Below are 20,277 nucleotides of genomic sequence, written 5' to 3'. Positions count from 1 at the left end.
TTTTTATTGAATGTTGGGCAAAAATAAAGACATATAAGTAGAATTTTTGCAAAGTCTGTCAGATTCAGTATGATGTGGGCAGCATAGTCTGTGTAGAGTAATGATGAAAAAAGTTTTATTTGTTTTAATGGGCATGTTATTAGTCGGCTGTACAGAAAAAAAGCCTTTAACACCTGAAGAGCAATGGCATGGCTATTGTACAAGTGTGGGAAATGCAGCAAGAAGTATTCTGTTTGACCGTCAGCAAGCAATTGAGAAGTCTCAAGCCATTGAGCATGCTAATAAAATTGAAGACGAAATTACGAAAAAATTCATCTTTAATATTATTGAAAAAGTTTACGCCATTCCACAAGACGAATTAAAAACGAATCCAGAAGCCTTACAAGAAAAGATTAGAAAACAAATGACAGATGAGTGTTTGGTTACCCCACATGACAAAATGCCAAACTACAAAAAATTCTAAGTGTATAAGACATCATCAAACACTCCACTAAGGTGGAGTGTTCTTTTAACTTAAAATACCGCATGATAAATCCATCATTAAGATCATTATTTATACACGGGTATTTAGTTACAAAATAATGGGCATCACGGAGAAACACCCCGCGCTCATTAACTTTTGGCTTGAACTCTAGTAAAATTTTGTAGTCCATATTACTTGTGAAGCTTTGTGAAAGCTGGAATTTACAAGTAATTTTTTAAAAAAAGAGGAATGAACACCGTGCTAGAAGCTTACCGCCAACACGTTGCTGAACGTGCCGCACTCGGAGTCCCACCGAAGCCACTTGATGATGCTCAAACTGCTCAACTTGTTGAGTTATTAAAAAACCCACCGGCAGGTGAAGAAGCATTCTTGGTTGATTTGCTTGAAAACCGTGTTCCTGCAGGTGTTGACCAAGCAGCTTACGTAAAAGCAGCTTTCTTGGCAGCGATTGCAAAAGGCGAAGCGACATCTCCGCTAGTTTCTAAAGAACGTGCAGTTTATTTACTAGGTACGATGCTTGGTGGCTATAACGTAGCGCCTTTAGTTGAGCTTCTGGATGATGCTGAATTAGGTAGCTTGGCTGCTGAAGCTTTGAAAAAAACATTACTTGTATTTGATGCGTTCCATGACGTAGCTGATAAAGCTAAAGCTGGCAATGCAAATGCAAAAGCTGTTTTACAATCTTGGGCTGATGCTGAATGGTTCACTAGTCGTAAAGATGTACCAGAAGAAATCAAAATCACTGTGTTCAAAGTAACAGGTGAAACAAACACTGATGACTTGTCTCCAGCTCAAGACGCATGGAGCCGTCCAGACATCCCATTGCATGCAAATGCAATGTTGAAAAATGAGCGTGATGGTATCAACCCTGAAAAACCAGGTGAAGTTGGTCCATTAAGCCAAATTAAAGAACTCATTGCTAAAGGCAACCAAGTTGCTTATGTAGGTGACGTTGTTGGTACAGGTTCATCTCGTAAATCTGCAACAAACTCTGTTCTTTGGTTCTTTGGTGATGAAATCGCTCACATTCCAAACAAAAAAGACGGTGGTGTGTGCTTAGGCGGTAAAATTGCTCCGATCTTCTTTAACACAATGGAAGATGCTGGTGCGTTACCAGTAGAAATCGATGTTTCTAACATGAACATGGGTGACGAAGTTACTCTTAAAATCGATCATGCTGCTGCAAAAGTAACTGCGTTCAAAAATGGCGAACAAATCGCTGAGTCTGAACTTAAAACTCCAGTACTTTTAGATGAAGTACGTGCTGGTGGTCGTATTAACTTGATCATTGGTCGTGGCTTAACTGCTAAAGCGCGTGAAGCTTTAGGTTTAGCTCCATCTACATTATTCCGTACTCCAGTACAACCAGCTGACACTGGCAAAGGTTTCACTTTAGCTCAGAAGATGGTTGGTCGCGCATGTGGTCTTCCAGAAGGTCAAGGTATCCGTCCAGGTACTTACTGTGAGCCTAAAATGACTACAGTTGGTTCTCAAGATACAACTGGTCCTATGACTCGTGATGAGTTAAAAGACTTAGCTTGCTTGGGCTTCTCTGCTGACTTAGTAATGCAGTCTTTCTGTCACACTGCTGCTTATCCAAAGCCAGTTGACGTACAAATGCAACATACACTTCCAGACTTCATCATGAACCGTGGTGGTGTATCTTTACGTCCAGGTGACGGTATTATCCACTCTTGGTTAAACCGTATGCTTCTTCCAGATACAGTAGGTACTGGTGGTGACTCGCATACTCGTTTCCCAATTGGTATTTCGTTCCCAGCAGGTTCTGGCCTTGTAGCTTTCGCTGCTGCAACTGGTGTAATGCCACTTGATATGCCTGAATCAGTTCTTGTTAAGTTCAAAGGTAAAATGCAGCCTGGTATCACTTTACGTGACCTTGTACATGCGATTCCTTACTATGCAATCAAAGAAGGCGATCTTACTGTTGAGAAAAAAGGTAAGAAAAACATCTTCTCTGGTCGTATCTTAGAAATCGACTTAACAGAAATGGAAACTGACTTAACAGTTGAGCAAGCATTCGAACTTTCTGATGCTTCTGCTGAACGTTCAGCTGCTGGTTGTGCAATCACACTTTCAGAAGAGAAAGTTGCTGAGTACTTACGTTCTAACATCACAATGCTTAAGTGGATGATTTCACAAGGCTATGGTGATGCACGTACGATGGCTCGCCGTGTTGAAAACATGGAAAAATGGTTAGCAAACCCAAGCTTACTTAAAGCTGATGCTGATGCTGAATACACTAAAGTGTATGAAATTGACTTGTCAGAAATCAAAGAACCTATCCTTTGCTGCCCGAACGATCCAGATGATGCGAAACTTCTTTCTGACGTTCAAGGCGACAAAATTGATGAAGTATTCATCGGTTCTTGTATGACTAACATTGGTCACTTCCGTGCTGCTGGTCAGTTACTTGAGAAAGTACCAAGCGGTTCATTAACAACTCGTTTATGGTTGGCTCCACCAACACGTATGGACGAACATCAGTTAATGGAAGAAGGCTTCTATAACACTTATGGCCGTGCTGGTGCGCGTACAGAAATGCCTGGTTGTTCATTATGTATGGGTAACCAAGCACGTGTTGCGCCGAACACAACTGTTGTTTCGACTTCTACACGTAACTTCCCTAACCGTTTAGGCCAAGGTTCTAACGTTTACTTAGCATCTGCTGAGCTTGCATCTGTTGCTGCTGTACTTGGTAAATTACCAACTCCAGAAGAATACCAACAATATGCAGCTCAAATTGACAGTATGTCTGCTGACATCTACAAATATTTGAATTTCGACCAAATGGGCGAATATACAAATGCTGCTGATAAAGTAGATACTAAGAAAATTGCTGCTGCTCAGTTGACTTAATAGGTCGATCTAGTACAAAAAAGGAGCTGATTATTCAGCTCCTTTTTATTTTAATGAGAATTGGTACATATTTTAATTATTAAAATAATAAATTAATCATGTTTTATTCTAATAAAATGTAAAAATAAATATAACGCTAGATATTAAAGAAGATTTTGTTTTAAAATATTTGTATGAACTTAAAAATAATTAAAAAGAACATGGGTATTTTATATATGGAATTTAAAAATGCTAAAGACAATTGTTGAATTTAAATTTGATGATTATCAGCTATATGATCAAAATTTATCAGCAGAAGACGGGAATACTTTAGTACAGAAAACTGAAGATATTGCACAATATATTTATAGTATATTAAAAAATAGATATCACTTAAATATTGAGTTAAATGCTGAGCGTTGGGGCTGGGAAATAGAAGTGCCATTACCTGAGATTACGATGTATATCGGTATTAGCGTTTATGAAGAATACAGTAATGGTTTTGCAATATTCATTTCACCAAATACACCAATTTTAAGAAGATTTCTTTTTAGAAAGTTAGATATTACTCACCATATTATGTTGCTACAAAATTATATTAATGTCATTTTGAAGTCCCATGCCGGTATATATGATGTGCAATGGTGGGAGGAAAATGAGTTTAGATATGTTGCAGCGCATTAAAATATAATTAGTAAATATGAAATATTATTTATGATTGTTTAGCTAATACAATTAATAAAATATTTTATTGGCCGCTATAATGGTGATTTTACGTATGTGAGCTTAATATATGTTCAATATAACGTGGTTCAGATCCGTATGCGAATTTTAGCATGGAAGACAGTACGTCGGTTCTTCTATAACAACCTTCATAATCATGATTACGAAACGACAGTAAGTCGATGTATTAACTACTTTTTAGTTTTCTTAATTATTGGGAATGTAGTTGCTGTATTACTAGAAACAGTAAATGATCTGTATTACAGCTACCGTATATGGTTTGACTACTTTGAAAATGTCTCAATTGCAATTTTCAGTATTGAATATCTCTTACGGCTCTGGAGTATAGTCGAGCGTGATCCGACACAAGCTGCATGGAAGCAGCGTTTAGCATGGATGAAAAGTGGTGAAGCACTGATTGACCTCATGGCAATTTTGCCTGCGTATCTAAATTTCTTTGTACGAATAGATCTTCGTATGTTAAGAATTTTACGGTTACTCCGATTATTAAAATTAACTCGTTATTTCATCTCATTGCAAATATTGTTATGTGTGATTAAGCGAGAAAAAGGTTCTTTTCAGGCAGTGATTTTTATTTTAATCATTATGATTATTATGACTGCCTCTGGTATTTATGTCGTTGAGAATAAAGCACAACCGGAAGCTTTTAGCTCTATTCCTAAAGCAATGTGGTGGGCGGTTGTGACTTTAACTACAGTCGGATATGGCGATGTCACACCAGTAACTAGTCTAGGAAAATTATTGGGAGCCTTAATAACAATTCTAGGGGTAGGGATTGCTGCTTTACCAGCTGGTATTTTAGCTTCTGGTTTGGCCAATGAACTTAACCAGCGTAATCAGCGCCTTGAACAAGAGTTCCGTGAGTTACTTCAAGTGCGTGGTATTGATATCATGCATGATGAAGTTGAAATAGAACGTATTCGACAAAAAGTAGGGCTACCAAAAGAACAAGCGCATAATCTGATTATTCAAATTATGCGCGAAAAAGTATTAGAAGAGAAAGAAGCTGTTAGAGAGAAGAAATGTTATTGCCCGCACTGTGGTGAAAAGTTAACAGATTAGAGATTCAACGAAAGCCTGATCATACTCAGGCTTTTTGAGTTGCTTTTTCTACAGCAAATGCAATGAGTAAGATAATAAGGCCACCAAGGCTCAGTACAAAACCTACCCAGATTGGTGCAATCCAACCCATCTGATGGCTCAGTACCCAACCACCTAAAAAAGCGCCTAATGCATTAGCAAGATTAAAGGCGGAGTGGTTAAGTGAGGCTGCTAGCGTTTGTGCATCACCTGCAACATCCATGAGGCGTGTCTGTAAAGCCCCACCTAAACCCATAACGGTTAGGCCAATTAAGAATAAAGAGCCAATTGCGCTATAGATATTACTCATTAGAAAGCTTGCGACTACAAATGCGATCGCTGAGCTAATGAGTACGCCCACAATAGTTTTATTGAGGTTTTTATCTGCAAGCCAACCCGCAGCTAAACCACCAATCACCATCCCGATGCCCCACAGCGCTAATGCAATAGGAACAATCTGGATATTAACTTTAGTGTATTCAGTGAGAATTGGTGAGACATAGCTATATACCGAGAACATGCCCCCAAAGCCAATTGCGCCGACTGCAAGGGTTAACCACATATTTATATTTTTAAGCCCAGCTAATTCTGTTTTTATGCTGGCAGTAGCTTGAACTGGAATATTCGGTACAAAGCAAGCTACAGCAATTAAAGTAAAGAATGCGATCGTTGCTGAAAATTCAAAACCTGCTCTCCAGCCAAAATGTTGACCTAACCATGTTGCTAAGGGTACGCCAATAACGGTAGCAACGGTCAGCCCCATCATCATTTGCGCAACTGCTGAAGCTCTTCGTGAAGGGCCTGCTAGTTCAGCCGCGACTAAAGCGCCGACACCAAAATATGCGCCATGAGGTAAACCTGCAATAAAACGGGAGACTAAAACGGTTTCTGGGGTATGTGCTAAAGCTGTGCATGCATTGGCAATACCATAAAACAGCATGAGGCAAAGCAATAGGGTCTTTCTAGGTACTTTGGCACCCAAAATGGCAATAATAGGGGCACCAATAACAACACCTAATGCATAAGCACTAATAAAATGCCCAGCTTCAGGTACTGTAATCTTTAAATTGTGTGCAATTTCCTGAATAAGACCCATTGCGACAAATTCTGTAGTGCCAATACAGAAACCGCCTACTGCAAGAGAAAAAATTGCCAAGAAGAGTGAGTAATGTCGAGGGGAAGAAGAAGGGGATTGGGGTGACGCCATAATAAATTAATAAAAGGAAACTCAAAAAAGAAAGTATAAGGGAAAAGAGACCAAAATAATAAAAAACTAGAATCTCGAGAGGAAGTTTGCACATTTAAAACCGGAACATTTTATCTTTATATTGAATAATTTATCGAATTCTTTTATCAAATTGGATATGATGAGCGCGTAATACTTTAAGCATTACAATAATTTGTATAAATACTTAAGAAATAGAGAAGTTAAATCGTGAGAAAATTATTTATTGCCTGCCTTATTGGTATGGCTATGTTATCTATGTCTGGTTGTGCCGTATTTATGGCTGGTAATCAACCAAGTAAAAAAAATTTAAATGTTTTAAATCCGGGTAGCTCTCGTAATTATGTTATTGCAGAGTTTGGGGCACCTGTATTGTCTGAGTACCGTGATGGGACAAGAGTTGAAATCTATACATTCCAGCAAGGCTATTCAAAGTGGGTGAAAGTAGGTCGTGCATTTGGGCATGGGGTTGCAGATGTTGCCTCAATAGGTTTATGGGAAGTATTTGGAACTCCAGCTGAAGCATACTTTAATGGTAAAGAAACAACTTATGAAGTGACTTATGGCGAAGATGATTTAGTAAAAAGTTATAAGCTTATTGACTTTAATCAAGCTTTTCCAAAAGTAAAAGAACAATGAGGTAATGAAAGAGGCCACTTGGCCTTTTTCTTTTTATATAAAAATCTTTAACTTAAATTTATTAATGATAATAAGAATTATTTTTATTTGTGTATAATACATTTGCTTATGATTTGTCTGTAAAAATTTAAATTTTCCTAATTAGGATTGAGAAATAATGAATAGATTATTAGTAACATCACTTGTTTTTGTATGTAGTTACAGCCTTGCTCATGAACCTTATGTTGCGCCATTAGCGTATAAAACTGAGCAGACACAAGTACCGGTAGTAGCTGGTTATGCTGAAGAAGCACTAAATAGTGAATACGCTTTAAAAGATGCCAAGCTTACCGTCATTACCCCTAAACACGATCCTAAAGTTATTAATGCTGAAGCTCTACATAAATCTGTAACTGTTTTCGATGTTGCTTTACCGGAAGACGGTACATATATTCTGCAAACTCAGGCAAGTTACCCTTTAAAATATGTATATGATCAAAAGGAGTGGCATTTATTTTTTGATTTACCAGCAGATAAAGCTCCGCCAAAAAAAGAGCGTGACTATTTAATTCCTGCTGATCTTAAAACTAAAAAGATTAAAACAGAGGAAGTAACAAGAGAATGGGTATTACAAAGTTATCTTTCAAAAGGTAAAGTTTCAGATATTCAACTTCCAAATACACCAATTAAAGTTAATTTTTCTGTTCATCCTAACCAGCTTAAAGTTACTCAAGCAGTTCAGCTAACCATAAGTGAAAAAGGCCAGAACCTACCTTATGCTGAAATTAATTTAAGAGAAAAAGGTGCAACTGATAAACAAGTATTACATTTTAAAGCTGATGATAAAGGACAAGTTGAACTTAAATTTCCAAAAGCTGGAGAATATTTAATGGAAGTCACAGCTCCAGTAGATTTAAAGTTAAAGCCTAAAAATCAAAATTATACGATTGTTAGCTTACAAGTTACCGAGTAAGAATATTTTCATTTTATAAAAAATAGATCTGAATGGGTCTATTTTTTATTTGTTAGTAAAGTCCATATGTAATTAACAAAAACTTATGTTGAGACAAATTAATTAATTTTGTGATAAGATGAATGGTATTCATTGGTGATGATTTATCTCCGTTAACTCTGTTTAGTAATAAACAAGAGATAACTTGAAAATTTATAGATAAATTTATGTATTCAGGCTTGTGCCCATGTTAGAAATTCGACACCTTAAAACTTTAGTTGCTTTACGTGAACATGGTTCACTGGTCGCTGCAGCTAATGACCTATGCTTAACGCCCTCGGCTATTTCTCACCAATTAAAAGAATTAGATCATTGGTATGGGGTAGAGGTGGTTAATCGCCGCAGTCGACCTGTTAGTTTTTCTAATGTAGGACAACGCCTACTTAAGTTAGCTGATGATGTATTGCCGCAAATTCAGATTACTCAGAGTGATATTACACGTATTGTGCACGGACAAACGGGCAGAATTATTTTTTCATCTGAATGTCATAGCTGTTTTGACTGGCTAATGCCTTTACTCAATCAGTACCGTCAGCAATATCCAGACGTCGATTTAGACTTTGCTTCGGGGTTCGAAGCGAACCCACATGAACTTTTACAAAATGCTGAGTTTGATTTACTTATTACAGCCGATCCGATCGCACTAAAAGGAATCGAATACTTCCCGATTTTTGAATATGAGTCGCGTTTGGTTTTATCAAATACTCATCGATTGGTTCGTGCTGAAAATATTACTGTTCAGGATCTCGCAGAAGAGGTTCTTATTACTTACCCGGTTGATAAGCACCGTTTAGATATCATGTCGAAACTGTTTATACCTGCAAATATTCAACCAAAACAAATCCGAACAACAGACTTAACGCAAATGCTTATTCAACTCGTTGCGAGTGGCCGAGGTATTGCTGCTTTGCCAGATTGGGTAGTCAATGAATACGAACAAAAGGGTTGGGTGACTAGCCGCCGTCTAGATTGTGTTTCTCCAGCGGGTTTAAGACGTACCTTGTATGCAGGTTATAGAACTGAAGAAAAAGAGAAGAGCTACTTTGAAGGTTTCTTAAAGCAGCTAGAAAAGTTTTCTTTAAAACGCACTTCTTACTATTCAGGTTAAAAGTACTTATTTAGCCTAAGCATTTATTAAAAGGTGCCTTCGGGTGCCTTTTATTTACCTATAAATAAAGATAATAGACCTGCTGCAATCAGTGGGCCAACAGGTACACCACGGAGTAACGCCACACCTGCAACCGTACCAATAAGTAAGCCTGCCACAACATCAGGTTGGCTCGACATAAGTTTTACACCACGACCACCTAGCCACGCGACGAGCAGGCCAATTGCAATAGCGACTAAAGATTTAAAACTAATAAAGGATTTTAAAATACTCTCTCCACTAAGCTTGCCACTTGCAATAGGGGTGAGTACGCCAATTGTTAGAATAAGTATGCCTAAGTTTAAACCATGGGCCTGAATATAAGGAAAAAATTGATTTAATGGCGTGATTTTTATGACGATTAGAATACCTGCTGCGATGGTTACAGCTGCATTTTGACTTAGTAAACCGCAGATAAGTAAAACTAATAAAACAACTAAATTAACATCGAATTGGGCAAGCATGAGAAGCGGTAAGAAAAGCAAATAATTTGAATTGTATAATAATTGAGAGCCAAAATGTCAGAGCTTTTAAGGTTAAAAAAGATCAAACAAAGGCTTTTTAGTGGAGATTTTCTTGTATATGACTCAATGATAAAGAGTTTTATCTGTGGTTACGCTTGGAAACAATGTTATATAAATTAACAACTTAAAAAGTATTCTTTTGAGAGAGTGTGATATAAAAATAATCACTACTCATGAGTACAGGATTAATCTTATGGATATTATAGATATCAAGATCAAAGACCAATTTGATCAAATTCATGATGCGAAAGCTCAATTAAAGAAGAATTTAGTTGAACATGAAAATGAGCCTTTAAAGCTAAGTCAGCGTATCGAACATATTATTGTAGATAATGAGGTGATCTTACCCACTACAGAATTGCTATTTGAAAGTGAACAAAACGAAAAAATTTATCGTGTTATTGAAGAATAATTCAAAGTTAATGAAGTTAAATGCGAAGATGATAAAGCAGAAGGTAATAAAACACTAAAATTACGTTAAAATAATGGTTTCGTTTTAAAGAGAAAGCTTTATGCTGCTGGAAAAAATTTTACAATCACAAGGGTTTGGTTCACGTAAATATTGTCAGCAGTTAATAAAAAATGGTTCAGTAAGTATTGATGGGGAGGTTGTGAGTGATCTCAAAAAGCAGTTCGCCCCAGAAAATTTTGAGTTTTCCGTTTTTGGTCAAAATTATCAATATAGAGAAAAAATTTATATTGCTCTAAGAAAACCTCAGGGTTTCGAGTGTTCTCATCATCCTCAGCATCATCAAAGTGTTTTTAGCCTACTGCCTGAGACCATGATTCATCGTGGTGTGCAGGCGGTTGGACGCTTGGATCAAGACACAACGGGGCTGCTTTTACTTACTGATGATGGTAAATATCTACAAGCTTTAACTCATCCTCGTAAACATGTACCAAAGGTTTATCACGTTACAACTTACGACCCCGTAACCCCTGAGCAAATTGAAATGCTTATTCAGGGAGTTAATTTACACCAAGAAAAAGGGGTATTTGCTGCCACAGATGTAGCACTACTAGAAACTCATCAATTAACGATGACTATTCATCAAGGTGTTTATCATCAAGTCAAAAGAATGATTGCAGCCGTAGGCAATAAAGTCGAGAAATTACATCGACATCAAATTGGTCAATTGGTTCTACCTGAAATTGAGGACGGGGATTGGGTATATTTGTCGGAGCAGGAAAAACAACTCGCTCAAAATATTATTTAAGAAAACAATGAAATGTCTGGAACTCACTGTCTCTAATAAACCCCATTTTTTCATAGAGGCGGTGAGATTCATGATTATTCGATTGGGTTTCTAGGCTAATACGTAAAGCATTTTCTTGTTTTGCAAATAAAATCGCTGTATCAATGAGCTGTTTTGCTGAGCCTTGACGACGGAATAGGGGAGTAACATATACATCATCTAAGATGTAGTAAGTTGAACAAGCAACTGAAGAAAAACCTAAATAAAGCAATACGAACCCAGTAATTTTTTCGTCCTTAATATGGATGAAAAATACGCTCTCTTTATTCTCAAAACGTTGTTTTAAGAAATGATGGGATTCTTCGAGATTAGAAGATGCACCATAAAATTGACGGTATTCATCAAATAGGACAGCGAGTTGGCTTAGATCTTCATAGGTCGCTCGTCTTACAATCATTAGGCGCTCCTTGTATTTATGTTTATATTTTTACAAAGAGAGCATAACTAAAAAAGAAGCGAATTGACGTTAAAAGTTGTTTAAAAATGCAACACCGTTAAGTTTTGTCACTTTCACCTAATAGTGCATTTAACTCTTCAAATAAATCTTCATGGTCATCATCTTCATTTAAAGTTGAAGCGTTCTGATTTAATGAAGATGCTTTTGCTTTTCTCAGTTTTAATAATTGTTCCATATTAATATTCTGGTTTTCGATCGCAAAAGGAATAGATTTGGTTAAGACGACTTGTTTAAAGAACAGTCGCACTGCTTGGGCAGGGGTAATCCCCAATTGTTTAAAAACAGCAAAAGCCTGTTTTTTCTCTTGGGAGTCAAGTCGAACCTGATAAACTTCTGTTTTTCGCATGAATAACAAAACCAAATGATTTTTAATTTTTAGGGATTTATTTTAAACCATCGGAATGTAATTTCAATGTCTTTCAGCATAAAAAATAATCTTTTTGTCATTACGATGCGATTACAGTGTCAATTCAAGCTGTGAATTGAAAACCATTTCCTGTTTTGTTAGCGGGTCTATAAAAGAAATTTGCTTAGCTAGAAGCTGTAAGGGCTGAGAAAAATCATCATCGGCTTTATGTTGAACTATTGGATAAAACGGATCATTTTTAATCGGAATTCCCAAATGATTTAAATGGACGCGGAGTTGATGCTGTTTTCCGGTGGTTGGCGTTAAACAATATTTAGCCCATGAGTGATTATGTTCAATCAGCTCAATTTTAGTTTCGGTATTGGTTTTTGTATGTGCAATCACCTGCATTGTATAAAAGGGTGTACCTTTATCTAAATACAGTTTTAAACTCTGAGGAAATTTTAATTCAGCTTTATATGGAGCGATTGCATGGTAAGTCTTATTGACTTGACGATCTGCAAATAACTGTTGGTAAATTCCACGTGACTGCGGTCGTTTGCAAAATAAAACGACACCGGCAGTTTCACGGTCTAATCGGTGGATCGGGGTTAAAAACTCATTACCAGTTTGCTTTTTTAATCGGACTAATAATGTTTCTTGTACATATTGTCCTGTTGGGCTAATCGTTAAAAAATGGGGTTTATCTACAACAAGCAAGTCATCATTTTCAAATAAAATCTGATGCTCAAAGGGAACATGTACTTCGTTAGCAAGGAATCGGTAATAAAAAATATGCGTGTTTGCTATATAAGGGCTGTTTAATGTTAATTTTTCGCCATTTGCCGCGTAAATAAGCCCATCTTGAAAACGCTGCTGCCACTCTGTTGCTTTTATATGTGGAAAATTTTCGCAAAGAAATTGATAGATGGTTTGTGCTGTCGTTTGTGGAGGAAGATAGACTTGGCTTGCGCTTACGCCATCAATCATAGGTGGGAAAAATTCAATCGGGCTAGACATAAAAGTGTGTCAATATTTAATAAATGTGATGTAAAAAAAGCCAACTTTAAGCACTTAAGTAGGCTTTAAAGCAGGGCAATGGTATCATATCGATTATTTTGAATCATGTTATGTGTGTTATGTCGTATTCATTGAAAATGGTCTTAAATCATGAAGAAGATACTCAGCGTTTAGCTCAGGCATTGGCGCAGCATGTTCAAGCTGGCGTGATTTATCTGATTGGAGATTTGGGCGCCGGTAAAACGACATTGACCCGTTATTTTTTGCAAGCTCTAGGGCATAAAGGCTCGGTTAAAAGTCCGACGTATACGTTGGTTGAACCATATAAAATCAATAATAAAGAAATTTTTCATTTTGACTTATATCGTCTCAATGATCCGTACGAACTTGAATTAATGGGAATCCGTGATTATCTAGATATTCAGGATGCACTATTTTTATTTGAGTGGCCATCGAAAGGTGGAGACGAAATCCCTGAAGCAGATATCGTCATTGATATTCAAAAATCAGATGATGAACTCAATCGTTTCGTCACCTTAACTTTACCAACAGAGCATTTATACCAGACTTTGCAGGAACAGCTTCATGACTGATGAAAAGCTAACACAACGTCGTATTCATACATTAGACGCCGCGTTAGCCAACCAGATTGCTGCCGGTGAGGTGATTGAACGTCCTTCATCGGTCGTAAAAGAATTATTAGAAAACTCAATTGATGCAGGTGCAACCGAGTTAATTGTGCGGATTGCACAAGGCGGCTCAACATTAATCGAGATTATTGACAATGGACATGGGATTCATCCTGATGACTTACCATTGGCAGTGATGCGCCATGCAACCAGTAAAATTAAAACAGCAGAAGATTTACACGCGATTGTTAGCTTAGGTTTCCGTGGTGAAGCACTTGCTTCTATTGCAGCAGTTTCACGATTGACTTTAACCAGTAGCCAAGATGAAAGCGGAATTGGTCATCAGGTTGAGGTGAATGGTACAGCCTTTGATCATCAACAAGTCCAAGCTGTTGCTGCACAAAAGGGCACTCATATTCGAGTTCAGGACTTGTTTTTTAATGTACCTGCTCGCCGTAAATTTTTAAAAAAGCCAACCACTGAATTTGGGCATATTGAAGAAATTGTACGCCGTTTAGCTTTAACGCATTTTGATATACGTTTTGTACTTGAGCATAACGATAATATTCGAATTAATTTACCAATAGCAGATAGTGGTGAATTAAGATTTCAGCGTGTACAGCAATTATTGGGTCAACAGTTTGTTCAAAATGCTTACTGGATCGATGCCGAAAGTATTAATATGCGTTTGTCAGGTTGGCTAGGGCATCCTTCAGATGCACGTGCCCAAGCAGACTTACAATATGTGTATGTAAATGGCCGGATTGTGAAAGATAAAACCATTTCACATGCTTTAAGAATGGCATATGACGGTATTTTACATGGCCATCAGCATTCATCTTATTTACTTTTCTTAGAAGTCGATCCTGAAAATATTGATGTTAACGTTCACCCGACGAAACATGAGATTCGTTTTCTAAATCAACGTGAAGTACATGAGTTTGTAAGACATTATGCGAAAGAAACGCTAGCACAATTTCAGACAGCTAGTGCTGATTTAGCACAAGCCATGAAAGTGGACGATACTCAAAATCTTTCGGTACAACCTCAGCCTAAATACCAAGAACAATTTACATTGCACCGTACAGCGCAAGCCGCTGATACAGCAGTAGACAAGCCAAATGGTTATCAGCCTTCTACTGAGCTTTTAACTGATTTTAATAATAGTCGTCCCCAAGCTGTTCATTATGCGGAACAAACTCCAAAATATAATGGTTCTGCGCAGTTAAATAATGCATTAAAGACTTACTTGGCTCCATTACGTGATCAACCTGCTAATTTTTCAGTTGATGAAAATATTGAGCCTGTCGCTAAGGTAGATGAATTTCCATTAGGTATCGCAATTGCCCAGCTTCATGGAATTTATATTTTGGCGCAAAATACTGAAGGCTTGATTATTGTTGATATGCATGCAGCACATGAGCGTATTTTGTTGCAACAAATGAAAAATGCTTGGGATAAACCTGAGTTTTGGACATCTCAACAGTTGCTTATCCCTAAAGTGATCTCAATTAGTCGTATGCAAGCTGTTCGTGTTGAGGACTTAAAACCTCAGCTTGAACGCTTAGGGTTAGAGATTGATTTATATGGCGATGAGCAAGTCATTGTGCGTGGTGTGCCGGCTATTTTGCAAAAAGCGGATTTTGAAAATCTTATTCCCGAACTTCTCAATGACTTAGATCCAAATGATGAAGCACAAGGTTTATTGCAAAAGCGTGATGAACTGTTAGCAGGTATGGCGTGTCATGGTGCAGTACGTGCTCATCGACAACTTAGTCTCTCAGAAATGAATGCTTTACTTCGCCAAATGGAACAAACCGAATTTGCGAGCCAATGTAACCATGGTCGCCCAACTTGGCGTGCATTTCCATTATCTCAACTAGATAAATTATTTGCTCGAGGAGAGTAGTTTTACATGTCAAACCAATTGCCCGTCATCAATTTAATGGGACCGACTGCAAGCGGAAAAACCGCTTTGGCATGTGAACTCTATGAACGTGGAAATTTTGAATTAATTTCAGTTGATTCTGCACTTGTATATAAAGATATGGATATTGGTACGGCTAAGCCAACGCGTGAAGAGCAGGAGCTATATCCGCATCATTTAATTGATATTATTACTCCACTTGAGGTCTATTCGGCTGCTCAGTTTGTTGAAGACGCTTGTGCTTTAATTGATGAGATGCATTCACGTGGCAAAACTCCTATTTTGGTAGGAGGAACCATGCTGTATTTCAAAGCTCTCTTAGAAGGATTATCAAGTAACTTGCCAAGTGCAGATGCAAATGTTCGCGCAGCAATTGAAGAAAAAGCAGCAAATGAAGGGTGGCAAGCTGTTTATGATGAGCTGGTGGCAGTAGATCCGGCGGCTGGAGTGAAGTTTAAGGTTTCTGATAAGCAAAGAATTATTCGGGCGTTGGAAGTTTACCGTATTACAGGTCAACCAATTACCAAATTGCAGGCAGAACAACCAAAAAATGTACCATATCGATACACATTTCATAACTACGCTTTACTTCCAGATCGGTTAGAATTACATCAACGCATTGAGCAAAGATTAAGCAAAATGTGGGATATCGGTTTTTTGAGTGAAGTCGAGTCTCTAATTGAAAAATACGATTTAGATGAAAATTTACCCTCTATGCGTTCTGTTGGTTATCGACAAGCTCTAGAATTTCTATTAAAAAGTGATATGAGTCACAAAAAAAAGCAGGAGATGGAGGATAAAGCCTTATTTGCAACACGACAACTTGCCAAACGTCAATATACGTGGTTACGTTCTTTGCAAGAAATACACGATTTTAAAACTTACTTGACGATAAAGCAGGCGAAAGAAGACTTGCGAAACTCTTATGGATAAAGCAAAATTTGCACACTGTCTTTTTATAATTTTTAGTTGAAAAATAAAGATAGTTTTTTTGCGCTGATTTAAAAATTTTTTTTTGGAGTTAAAAATGTCTAAAGGTCAAACTTTACAAGATCCGTTCTTAAATTCTCTCCGTAAAGAACGCATCCCAGTTTCTATTTTCCTTGTTAACGGTATTAAATTACAAGGTCATATTGAATCTTTTGACCAATATGTTGTTTTATTAAAAAATACTGTAAGTCAAATGGTTTACAAACACGCAATTTCTACAGTTGTTCCAGCTCGTAACCCACGTCCAGCAGGTGCACAAGGTGCAGGTTTCCCAGCTCAGGGTGGTAGTCAAGGTGGCTTCGGTGGTCAAGGTGCTGGCTTTGGTGGTGCTCAAGGTGCTGGCTTCGGTGGTCAAGGCGGCTTCGGTGGTCAAGGTGGCTTCGGTGGTCAAGGCGGCTTCGGTGGTCAAGGTGGCTTCGGTGGTCAAGGTGGCTTCGGTGGTCAAGGCGGCTTCGGTGGTCAAGGCGGCTTCGGCGGACATCAAGGCGGTTTTGATAACGATTCTAAATTTGAAGATGGTCAAGACGACGAGAACAATCGTTAATTGATTAGCTTGAAAAAAACCAGTCAGTGATGACTGGTTTTTTTATGGCTTTAAAAATATAAAAAAGCATATTAAAGCTACCTGCGGTCCATCTCTGTTTCTTAAAATTTAGATTAATAGGTTCTTTGCAAATGGTATTAATATTTGCTGCAGCATTGTGCAGTGTTCTGGTTTCTGTACTACTTAAAAATTTAAAGAAAAAGGGATATCAACCCATGCAAATGATTGCATGGAATTACTCAAGTGCCAGCTTGCTATGTTATCTGTGGTTTAAGCCAGATATTCAGCATATTTCTATACAACATACACCTTGGTGGCTAATAGTGGCTTTAGGCGTCATTCTACCGAGTATTTTTTTGTGCCTTGCTAAATCTTTAGAGTACGCAGGTATTGTCAAAACCGAAATTGCTCAGCGGCTGTCCGTGGTACTTTCTTTATTGGCGGCTTATTTCTTTTTCCAAGAGCAGTTTAATTCTCTTAAATTATTAGGGATAGGTTTGGGAATTTTTGCTGTTCTCTTAATTTTATTAGGTCATTTCAACGAGTCTTCCGGATCTCAGTCAAAAAAAGCAATTCTTGCGTTAATGAGTGTCTGGTTTGGATATGCCGCTGTAGATATCTTGTTAAAATATACGAGTAGCTTAGGCCTACAGTTTACTTTGACTTTAAATCTAATTTTTATAACGGCCTTTGTTTTATCGATTATTTATTTAATATTTCAAAAAAATTCAGCATGGCATTTTAAAAATACTTTTGCTGGGTTAATGCTAGGCGTACTAAATTTTTCAAACATTGCCCTATACGTTAAAGCGCATATTTTACTCAAAGATTCTCCGGCCATTGTCTTTGCGAGTATGAATATTTTGGTCGTGTTACTTGGAATAGTTTGTGGCGTAGTTTTATATAAAGAAAAATTAAAATTACCTACCATCCTAGGAATTATTTTAGGAATAAGCGGACTGGTGAGTTTAGCCTTAGCTATGAAATAGGAGTTCAAAAGACTGTTCTTTTGAACTCCACTGAATTCTTATAAATGTGTAAAAATAACTTCATCCGGCAGACGAGATTTTGGCAATTTCGCATTGAAGTCATTTTCGCTTCTATAACCCAGTGAAACAATTACAGAGCTACGCAGGCCTTTTTCTTTTAAGCCAAATTCTTCATTTAAAACATTTTCGTCAAAGCCACCCATTGGGGTTGCATCTATGCCTTCAAGACCAGCTGCAAACAGTAGTTGTCCTAAAGCGATAAAAGTTTGATTTTCCATCCAGCCGAATAAATTCTTTTGCTCATTGCGGTAAAACTCAACATAGCCATGACGAGTATCCTTTTGACCAAGTTTGGCTTTCTCATCTTTAAAACGGCCACTTAAATCATCTTGTTCAAGTAACTGATTTAAATATTCGGGTGAAATATCTGTTCTTGTACAAAATACAAGGGTATGTGATGACTCAAGAACCTTGGGTGCATTGTAGGCATATCGTCCTGTTAAGGCTTTGGCAATGCGTTCTTTAGCAGTAGGATTGTCTGCAACCAAGAAATGCCAAGGTTGAATATTCACTGAAGAAGGGGTAAAGCATAAAATTTCTAATAACTTATTGAATTTTTCTTGAGGAATTTTTTTCTCGGGATCGTACGCTTTGGTAGTGTAGCGACTTTTAACCGTATTTAATAAATCCATACTTTACTCCATATCAATCTTATTACAATGGAAGGGTTCTAATCTTTGGCATCATACGCGATTTTAGAGAAAAACATCTGCATTTTAATGTGATAAAGAAATATAATACTTATATAAATTTTTTACTAATTTATTGAAAATGTTTGAATTAATACCAATTAATCGAAAAAGTAAGCTGCGAGAAATTAGAATTATTAAAGCCTTTCTAATTTTTGCATTTGTATTGTGTCTTTTAATTTTATATATCGAATATCAAAAGTATGCACATATAAACTGGAAATTTGTATTTATTACCTGTCTATGTATGATTTGGGGTTTTGATTTAAATAAACAAGCTAAGTATTTGAAAAATAACTGAATATTAATTAATAATACCAATCAGTTAGTTTGATTTGCTGCAGATGTGAAGAGGGATCAATTTCTAAAATTTGTGCATGATCTTCACGCCAATCGCCAAGAACAATCCGCTGTTTATGTTGTAATTGATGAATTGCTGGACGGTGAGTGTGTCCATGAATAAGTATATCTACATCTGTGAGGGCAGAGACAACAGCTTGTTCATTTACATCCATAATTTCATAACTTTTTTGCTGTTTGTCTGAATGACTTCTTTTGCGAAAACCATTGACCAGTTTTGTACGGAAACTCAAGGGGGTGCGGCGTAAAAAAGCAACTAGGAAGGGATTTCGGATAATTTTTTTAAATCTTTGATAGGAAATATCATCAGTACATAACGCATCGCCATGTTCCAAACGGTATTGGTGACCTGCAATGTTGAGATAATAAATATCAGGAAGTAATACACCATTAAACTTATCAAGGAAAACCTGATTTAAAGCAAAGTCTCGGTTACCCACTTGGAAATAAACGTGATTCCCTTTTTGGTTAAATACTTTTAAAGTCTCGACAATTTCGTCGAGCCAAGGCGCTGAATAGTCATCACCAATCCAAGCATTAAACCAATCACCTAAAATATAAAGCTGTGTTTGATTATTTTGATAATGTACCAACAAATCTAAAAACCCTCGAACGAGTCGAGGGTGTTCAGGTGACAAGTGTAAATCTGAAATAAACAGATAAGTCACAGCTTTATCCTAAAATTATTCAGAAATAATTTTAGCAGATTCGATAACAACGTTTTCTAAAGGAACGTCAGCGTGATAACCACGGTTACCTGTACGTACGCCTTTGATTGCTTCTACAACGTCCATACCTTCAACAACTTTACCGAATACAGCATAACCCCAACCTTGTGCAGTTTTTGAAGTATGGTTCAGGAAAGAGTTGTTTTTTACGTTGATGAAGAATTGTGCAGAAGCAGAGTGTGGAGCTTGAGTACGTGCCATTGCAATGGTACCTACATCGTTGCTTAAACCGTTGTCAGCTTCATTTTCAATCGCATCACGAGTTGCTTTTTCTTTGAAGTTTTCGTCAAAGCCACCACCTTGGATCATGAAACCGTCGATAACGCGGTGGAAAATCACGCCATCATAGAAACCGTCACGTACGTATTCTAGAAAATTAGCAGCCGTTTTCGGTGCTTTTTCAGTGTTAAGCTCAAGAACAATACGACCTTTGTTGGTGTTTAATTCGACTTGAGGAAAACTCATTACATTAATCTCCTAAACATGGGCAAATTGACCATGGGTTTTTGGTTGAGAGAAGCATAAGCAAACTGTAAACTACAAGGCAAGTAAAAAACGTTAAAATCTTTGTGAAAAATGAAGATAGCGTTTA

Annotated in this window: 23 protein-coding genes; 15 read left to right on the top strand and 8 right to left on the bottom strand. The window is 37.3% G+C overall.

Annotation, left to right across the window (positions count from 1 at the left end; translation table 11 throughout):
• Positions 1 to 100: 100 nt before the first annotated feature.
• From EGS71_RS05315 to EGS71_RS05295, 4 genes are all read left to right on the top strand, one after another.
• Positions 101 to 463 carry a hypothetical protein gene (locus EGS71_RS05315; RefSeq protein ID WP_000976735.1) on the top strand — a complete coding sequence of 121 codons (363 nt, stop codon included), beginning with the start codon at positions 101 to 103 and terminating at the stop codon, positions 461 to 463.
• A 258-nt stretch (positions 464 to 721) separates the two neighbouring features.
• Positions 722 to 3,361, top strand: coding sequence for a bifunctional aconitate hydratase 2/2-methylisocitrate dehydratase (locus tag EGS71_RS05305; protein ID WP_000888596.1), 2,640 nt, complete (start codon positions 722 to 724; stop codon positions 3,359 to 3,361).
• 228 nt (positions 3,362 to 3,589) lie between these two features.
• Entirely contained in the window at positions 3,590 to 4,024 is a 435-nt protein-coding gene (locus EGS71_RS05300) for a hypothetical protein (RefSeq protein WP_000920881.1), read from the top strand.
• 138 nt (positions 4,025 to 4,162) lie between these two features.
• The gene (locus tag EGS71_RS05295) at positions 4,163 to 5,146 is read left to right on the top strand and encodes an ion transporter (RefSeq protein WP_001221035.1); all 984 of its coding nucleotides are present in this window, start codon (positions 4,163 to 4,165) and stop codon (positions 5,144 to 5,146) included.
• Positions 5,147 to 5,171: 25 nt separating this feature from the next.
• Here EGS71_RS05295 and EGS71_RS05290 read toward each other — a convergent pair whose 3' ends face one another.
• Positions 5,172 to 6,371 carry an MFS transporter gene (locus tag EGS71_RS05290; RefSeq protein ID WP_002014361.1) on the bottom strand — a complete coding sequence of 400 codons (1,200 nt, stop codon included), beginning with the start codon at positions 6,369 to 6,371 and terminating at the stop codon, positions 5,172 to 5,174.
• 228 nt (positions 6,372 to 6,599) lie between these two features.
• Here EGS71_RS05290 and EGS71_RS05285 point away from each other — a divergent pair, with 228 nt between their 5' ends.
• The 3 genes from EGS71_RS05285 to EGS71_RS05275 all read left to right on the top strand — a co-directional run bounded on the left by EGS71_RS05285 (position 6,600) and on the right by EGS71_RS05275 (position 9,127).
• Complete coding sequence (locus EGS71_RS05285) at positions 6,600 to 7,028, top strand: hypothetical protein (protein ID WP_001228379.1); 429 nt, start codon at positions 6,600 to 6,602, stop codon at positions 7,026 to 7,028.
• A gap of 157 nt (positions 7,029 to 7,185) precedes the next feature.
• Positions 7,186 to 7,980 (top strand): DUF4198 domain-containing protein, encoded by a 795-nt coding sequence (locus tag EGS71_RS05280; protein ID WP_001080988.1) that lies wholly within the window; start codon positions 7,186 to 7,188, stop codon positions 7,978 to 7,980.
• 226 nt (positions 7,981 to 8,206) lie between these two features.
• On the top strand, positions 8,207 to 9,127 hold the full coding sequence (locus EGS71_RS05275; protein WP_000890088.1) for a LysR family transcriptional regulator: 921 nt from the start codon (positions 8,207 to 8,209) through the stop codon (positions 9,125 to 9,127).
• 50 nt (positions 9,128 to 9,177) lie between these two features.
• Here EGS71_RS05275 and EGS71_RS05270 read toward each other — a convergent pair whose 3' ends face one another.
• Positions 9,178 to 9,630, bottom strand: a complete 453-nt coding sequence (locus tag EGS71_RS05270) for a DUF441 domain-containing protein (RefSeq protein ID WP_000880860.1) — start codon at positions 9,628 to 9,630, stop codon at positions 9,178 to 9,180.
• 253 nt (positions 9,631 to 9,883) lie between these two features.
• On the opposite strand from EGS71_RS05270, the gene EGS71_RS05265 reads away from it, so the two are divergent.
• Together EGS71_RS05265 and EGS71_RS05260 are read left to right on the top strand one after the other, a co-directional pair.
• Entirely contained in the window at positions 9,884 to 10,102 is a 219-nt protein-coding gene (locus EGS71_RS05265) for a hypothetical protein (protein WP_000351255.1), read from the top strand.
• 100 nt (positions 10,103 to 10,202) lie between these two features.
• Entirely contained in the window at positions 10,203 to 10,907 is a 705-nt protein-coding gene (locus EGS71_RS05260) for a pseudouridine synthase (protein WP_000923631.1), read from the top strand.
• Here EGS71_RS05260 and EGS71_RS05255 read toward each other — a convergent pair.
• The 3 genes from EGS71_RS05255 to EGS71_RS05245 form a co-directional block, all read right to left on the bottom strand.
• Positions 10,900 to 11,343, bottom strand: a complete 444-nt coding sequence (locus tag EGS71_RS05255; protein WP_000637089.1) for a GNAT family N-acetyltransferase — start codon at positions 11,341 to 11,343, stop codon at positions 10,900 to 10,902. The two genes, EGS71_RS05260 and EGS71_RS05255, sit on opposite strands and share 8 nt — an antisense overlap.
• 97 nt (positions 11,344 to 11,440) lie before the next feature.
• Positions 11,441 to 11,749 (bottom strand): type II toxin-antitoxin system RelB/DinJ family antitoxin, encoded by a 309-nt coding sequence (locus EGS71_RS05250; RefSeq protein WP_001232531.1) that lies wholly within the window; start codon positions 11,747 to 11,749, stop codon positions 11,441 to 11,443.
• A gap of 111 nt (positions 11,750 to 11,860) precedes the next feature.
• Positions 11,861 to 12,769 carry a pseudouridine synthase gene (locus tag EGS71_RS05245; protein ID WP_000097948.1) on the bottom strand — a complete coding sequence of 303 codons (909 nt, stop codon included), beginning with the start codon at positions 12,767 to 12,769 and terminating at the stop codon, positions 11,861 to 11,863.
• Between the two features lie 119 nt (positions 12,770 to 12,888).
• On the opposite strand from EGS71_RS05245, the gene tsaE reads away from it, so the two are divergent.
• From tsaE to EGS71_RS05220, 5 genes are all read left to right on the top strand, one after another.
• Positions 12,889 to 13,362: a tRNA (adenosine(37)-N6)-threonylcarbamoyltransferase complex ATPase subunit type 1 TsaE gene (gene tsaE, locus EGS71_RS05240; protein ID WP_002049012.1), complete on the top strand. Its 474-nt coding sequence runs from the start codon at positions 12,889 to 12,891 to the stop codon at positions 13,360 to 13,362.
• Entirely contained in the window at positions 13,355 to 15,307 is a 1,953-nt protein-coding gene (gene mutL, locus EGS71_RS05235) for a DNA mismatch repair endonuclease MutL (RefSeq protein WP_000129005.1), read from the top strand. Before tsaE ends, mutL begins: the two co-directional genes overlap by 8 nt.
• 6 nt (positions 15,308 to 15,313) lie before the next feature.
• Entirely contained in the window at positions 15,314 to 16,258 is a 945-nt protein-coding gene (gene miaA / locus EGS71_RS05230) for a tRNA (adenosine(37)-N6)-dimethylallyltransferase MiaA (RefSeq protein WP_000070777.1), read from the top strand.
• 94 nt (positions 16,259 to 16,352) lie between these two features.
• Positions 16,353 to 16,859, top strand: coding sequence for an RNA chaperone Hfq (hfq, locus tag EGS71_RS05225; protein WP_000033651.1), 507 nt, complete (start codon positions 16,353 to 16,355; stop codon positions 16,857 to 16,859).
• Positions 16,860 to 16,990: 131 nt separating this feature from the next.
• On the top strand, positions 16,991 to 17,848 hold the full coding sequence (locus EGS71_RS05220; RefSeq protein WP_002005139.1) for a DMT family transporter: 858 nt from the start codon (positions 16,991 to 16,993) through the stop codon (positions 17,846 to 17,848).
• Positions 17,849 to 17,886: 38 nt separating this feature from the next.
• On the opposite strand, the gene nfsB is transcribed toward EGS71_RS05220, so the two are convergent.
• Positions 17,887 to 18,540, bottom strand: coding sequence for an oxygen-insensitive NAD(P)H nitroreductase (gene nfsB, locus EGS71_RS05215; RefSeq protein WP_002010183.1), 654 nt, complete (start codon positions 18,538 to 18,540; stop codon positions 17,887 to 17,889).
• Positions 18,541 to 18,679: 139 nt separating this feature from the next.
• Between nfsB and EGS71_RS05210 the strand changes: the two genes are divergently transcribed.
• On the top strand, positions 18,680 to 18,898 hold the full coding sequence (locus EGS71_RS05210) for a hypothetical protein (protein ID WP_000462401.1): 219 nt from the start codon (positions 18,680 to 18,682) through the stop codon (positions 18,896 to 18,898).
• 7 nt (positions 18,899 to 18,905) lie between these two features.
• Here the strand turns inward: EGS71_RS05210 and EGS71_RS05205 are convergent, their stop codons facing one another.
• Both EGS71_RS05205 and EGS71_RS05200 read right to left on the bottom strand, forming a co-directional pair.
• Positions 18,906 to 19,625, bottom strand: coding sequence for a UDP-2,3-diacylglucosamine diphosphatase (locus EGS71_RS05205; protein ID WP_000221684.1), 720 nt, complete (start codon positions 19,623 to 19,625; stop codon positions 18,906 to 18,908).
• A 15-nt stretch (positions 19,626 to 19,640) separates the two neighbouring features.
• Complete coding sequence (locus tag EGS71_RS05200) at positions 19,641 to 20,150, bottom strand: peptidylprolyl isomerase (RefSeq protein ID WP_000009660.1); 510 nt, start codon at positions 20,148 to 20,150, stop codon at positions 19,641 to 19,643.
• Positions 20,151 to 20,277 lie beyond the last annotated feature (127 nt).

It is taken from the genome of Acinetobacter sp. FDAARGOS_559 (genome assembly GCF_003940475.1).
In the GTDB taxonomy this organism is placed as follows: domain Bacteria; phylum Pseudomonadota; class Gammaproteobacteria; order Pseudomonadales; family Moraxellaceae; genus Acinetobacter; species Acinetobacter baumannii.
The sequence above is the reverse complement of the archived record's forward strand: the minus strand, read 5'-3'. Positions and strand labels throughout refer to the sequence as shown.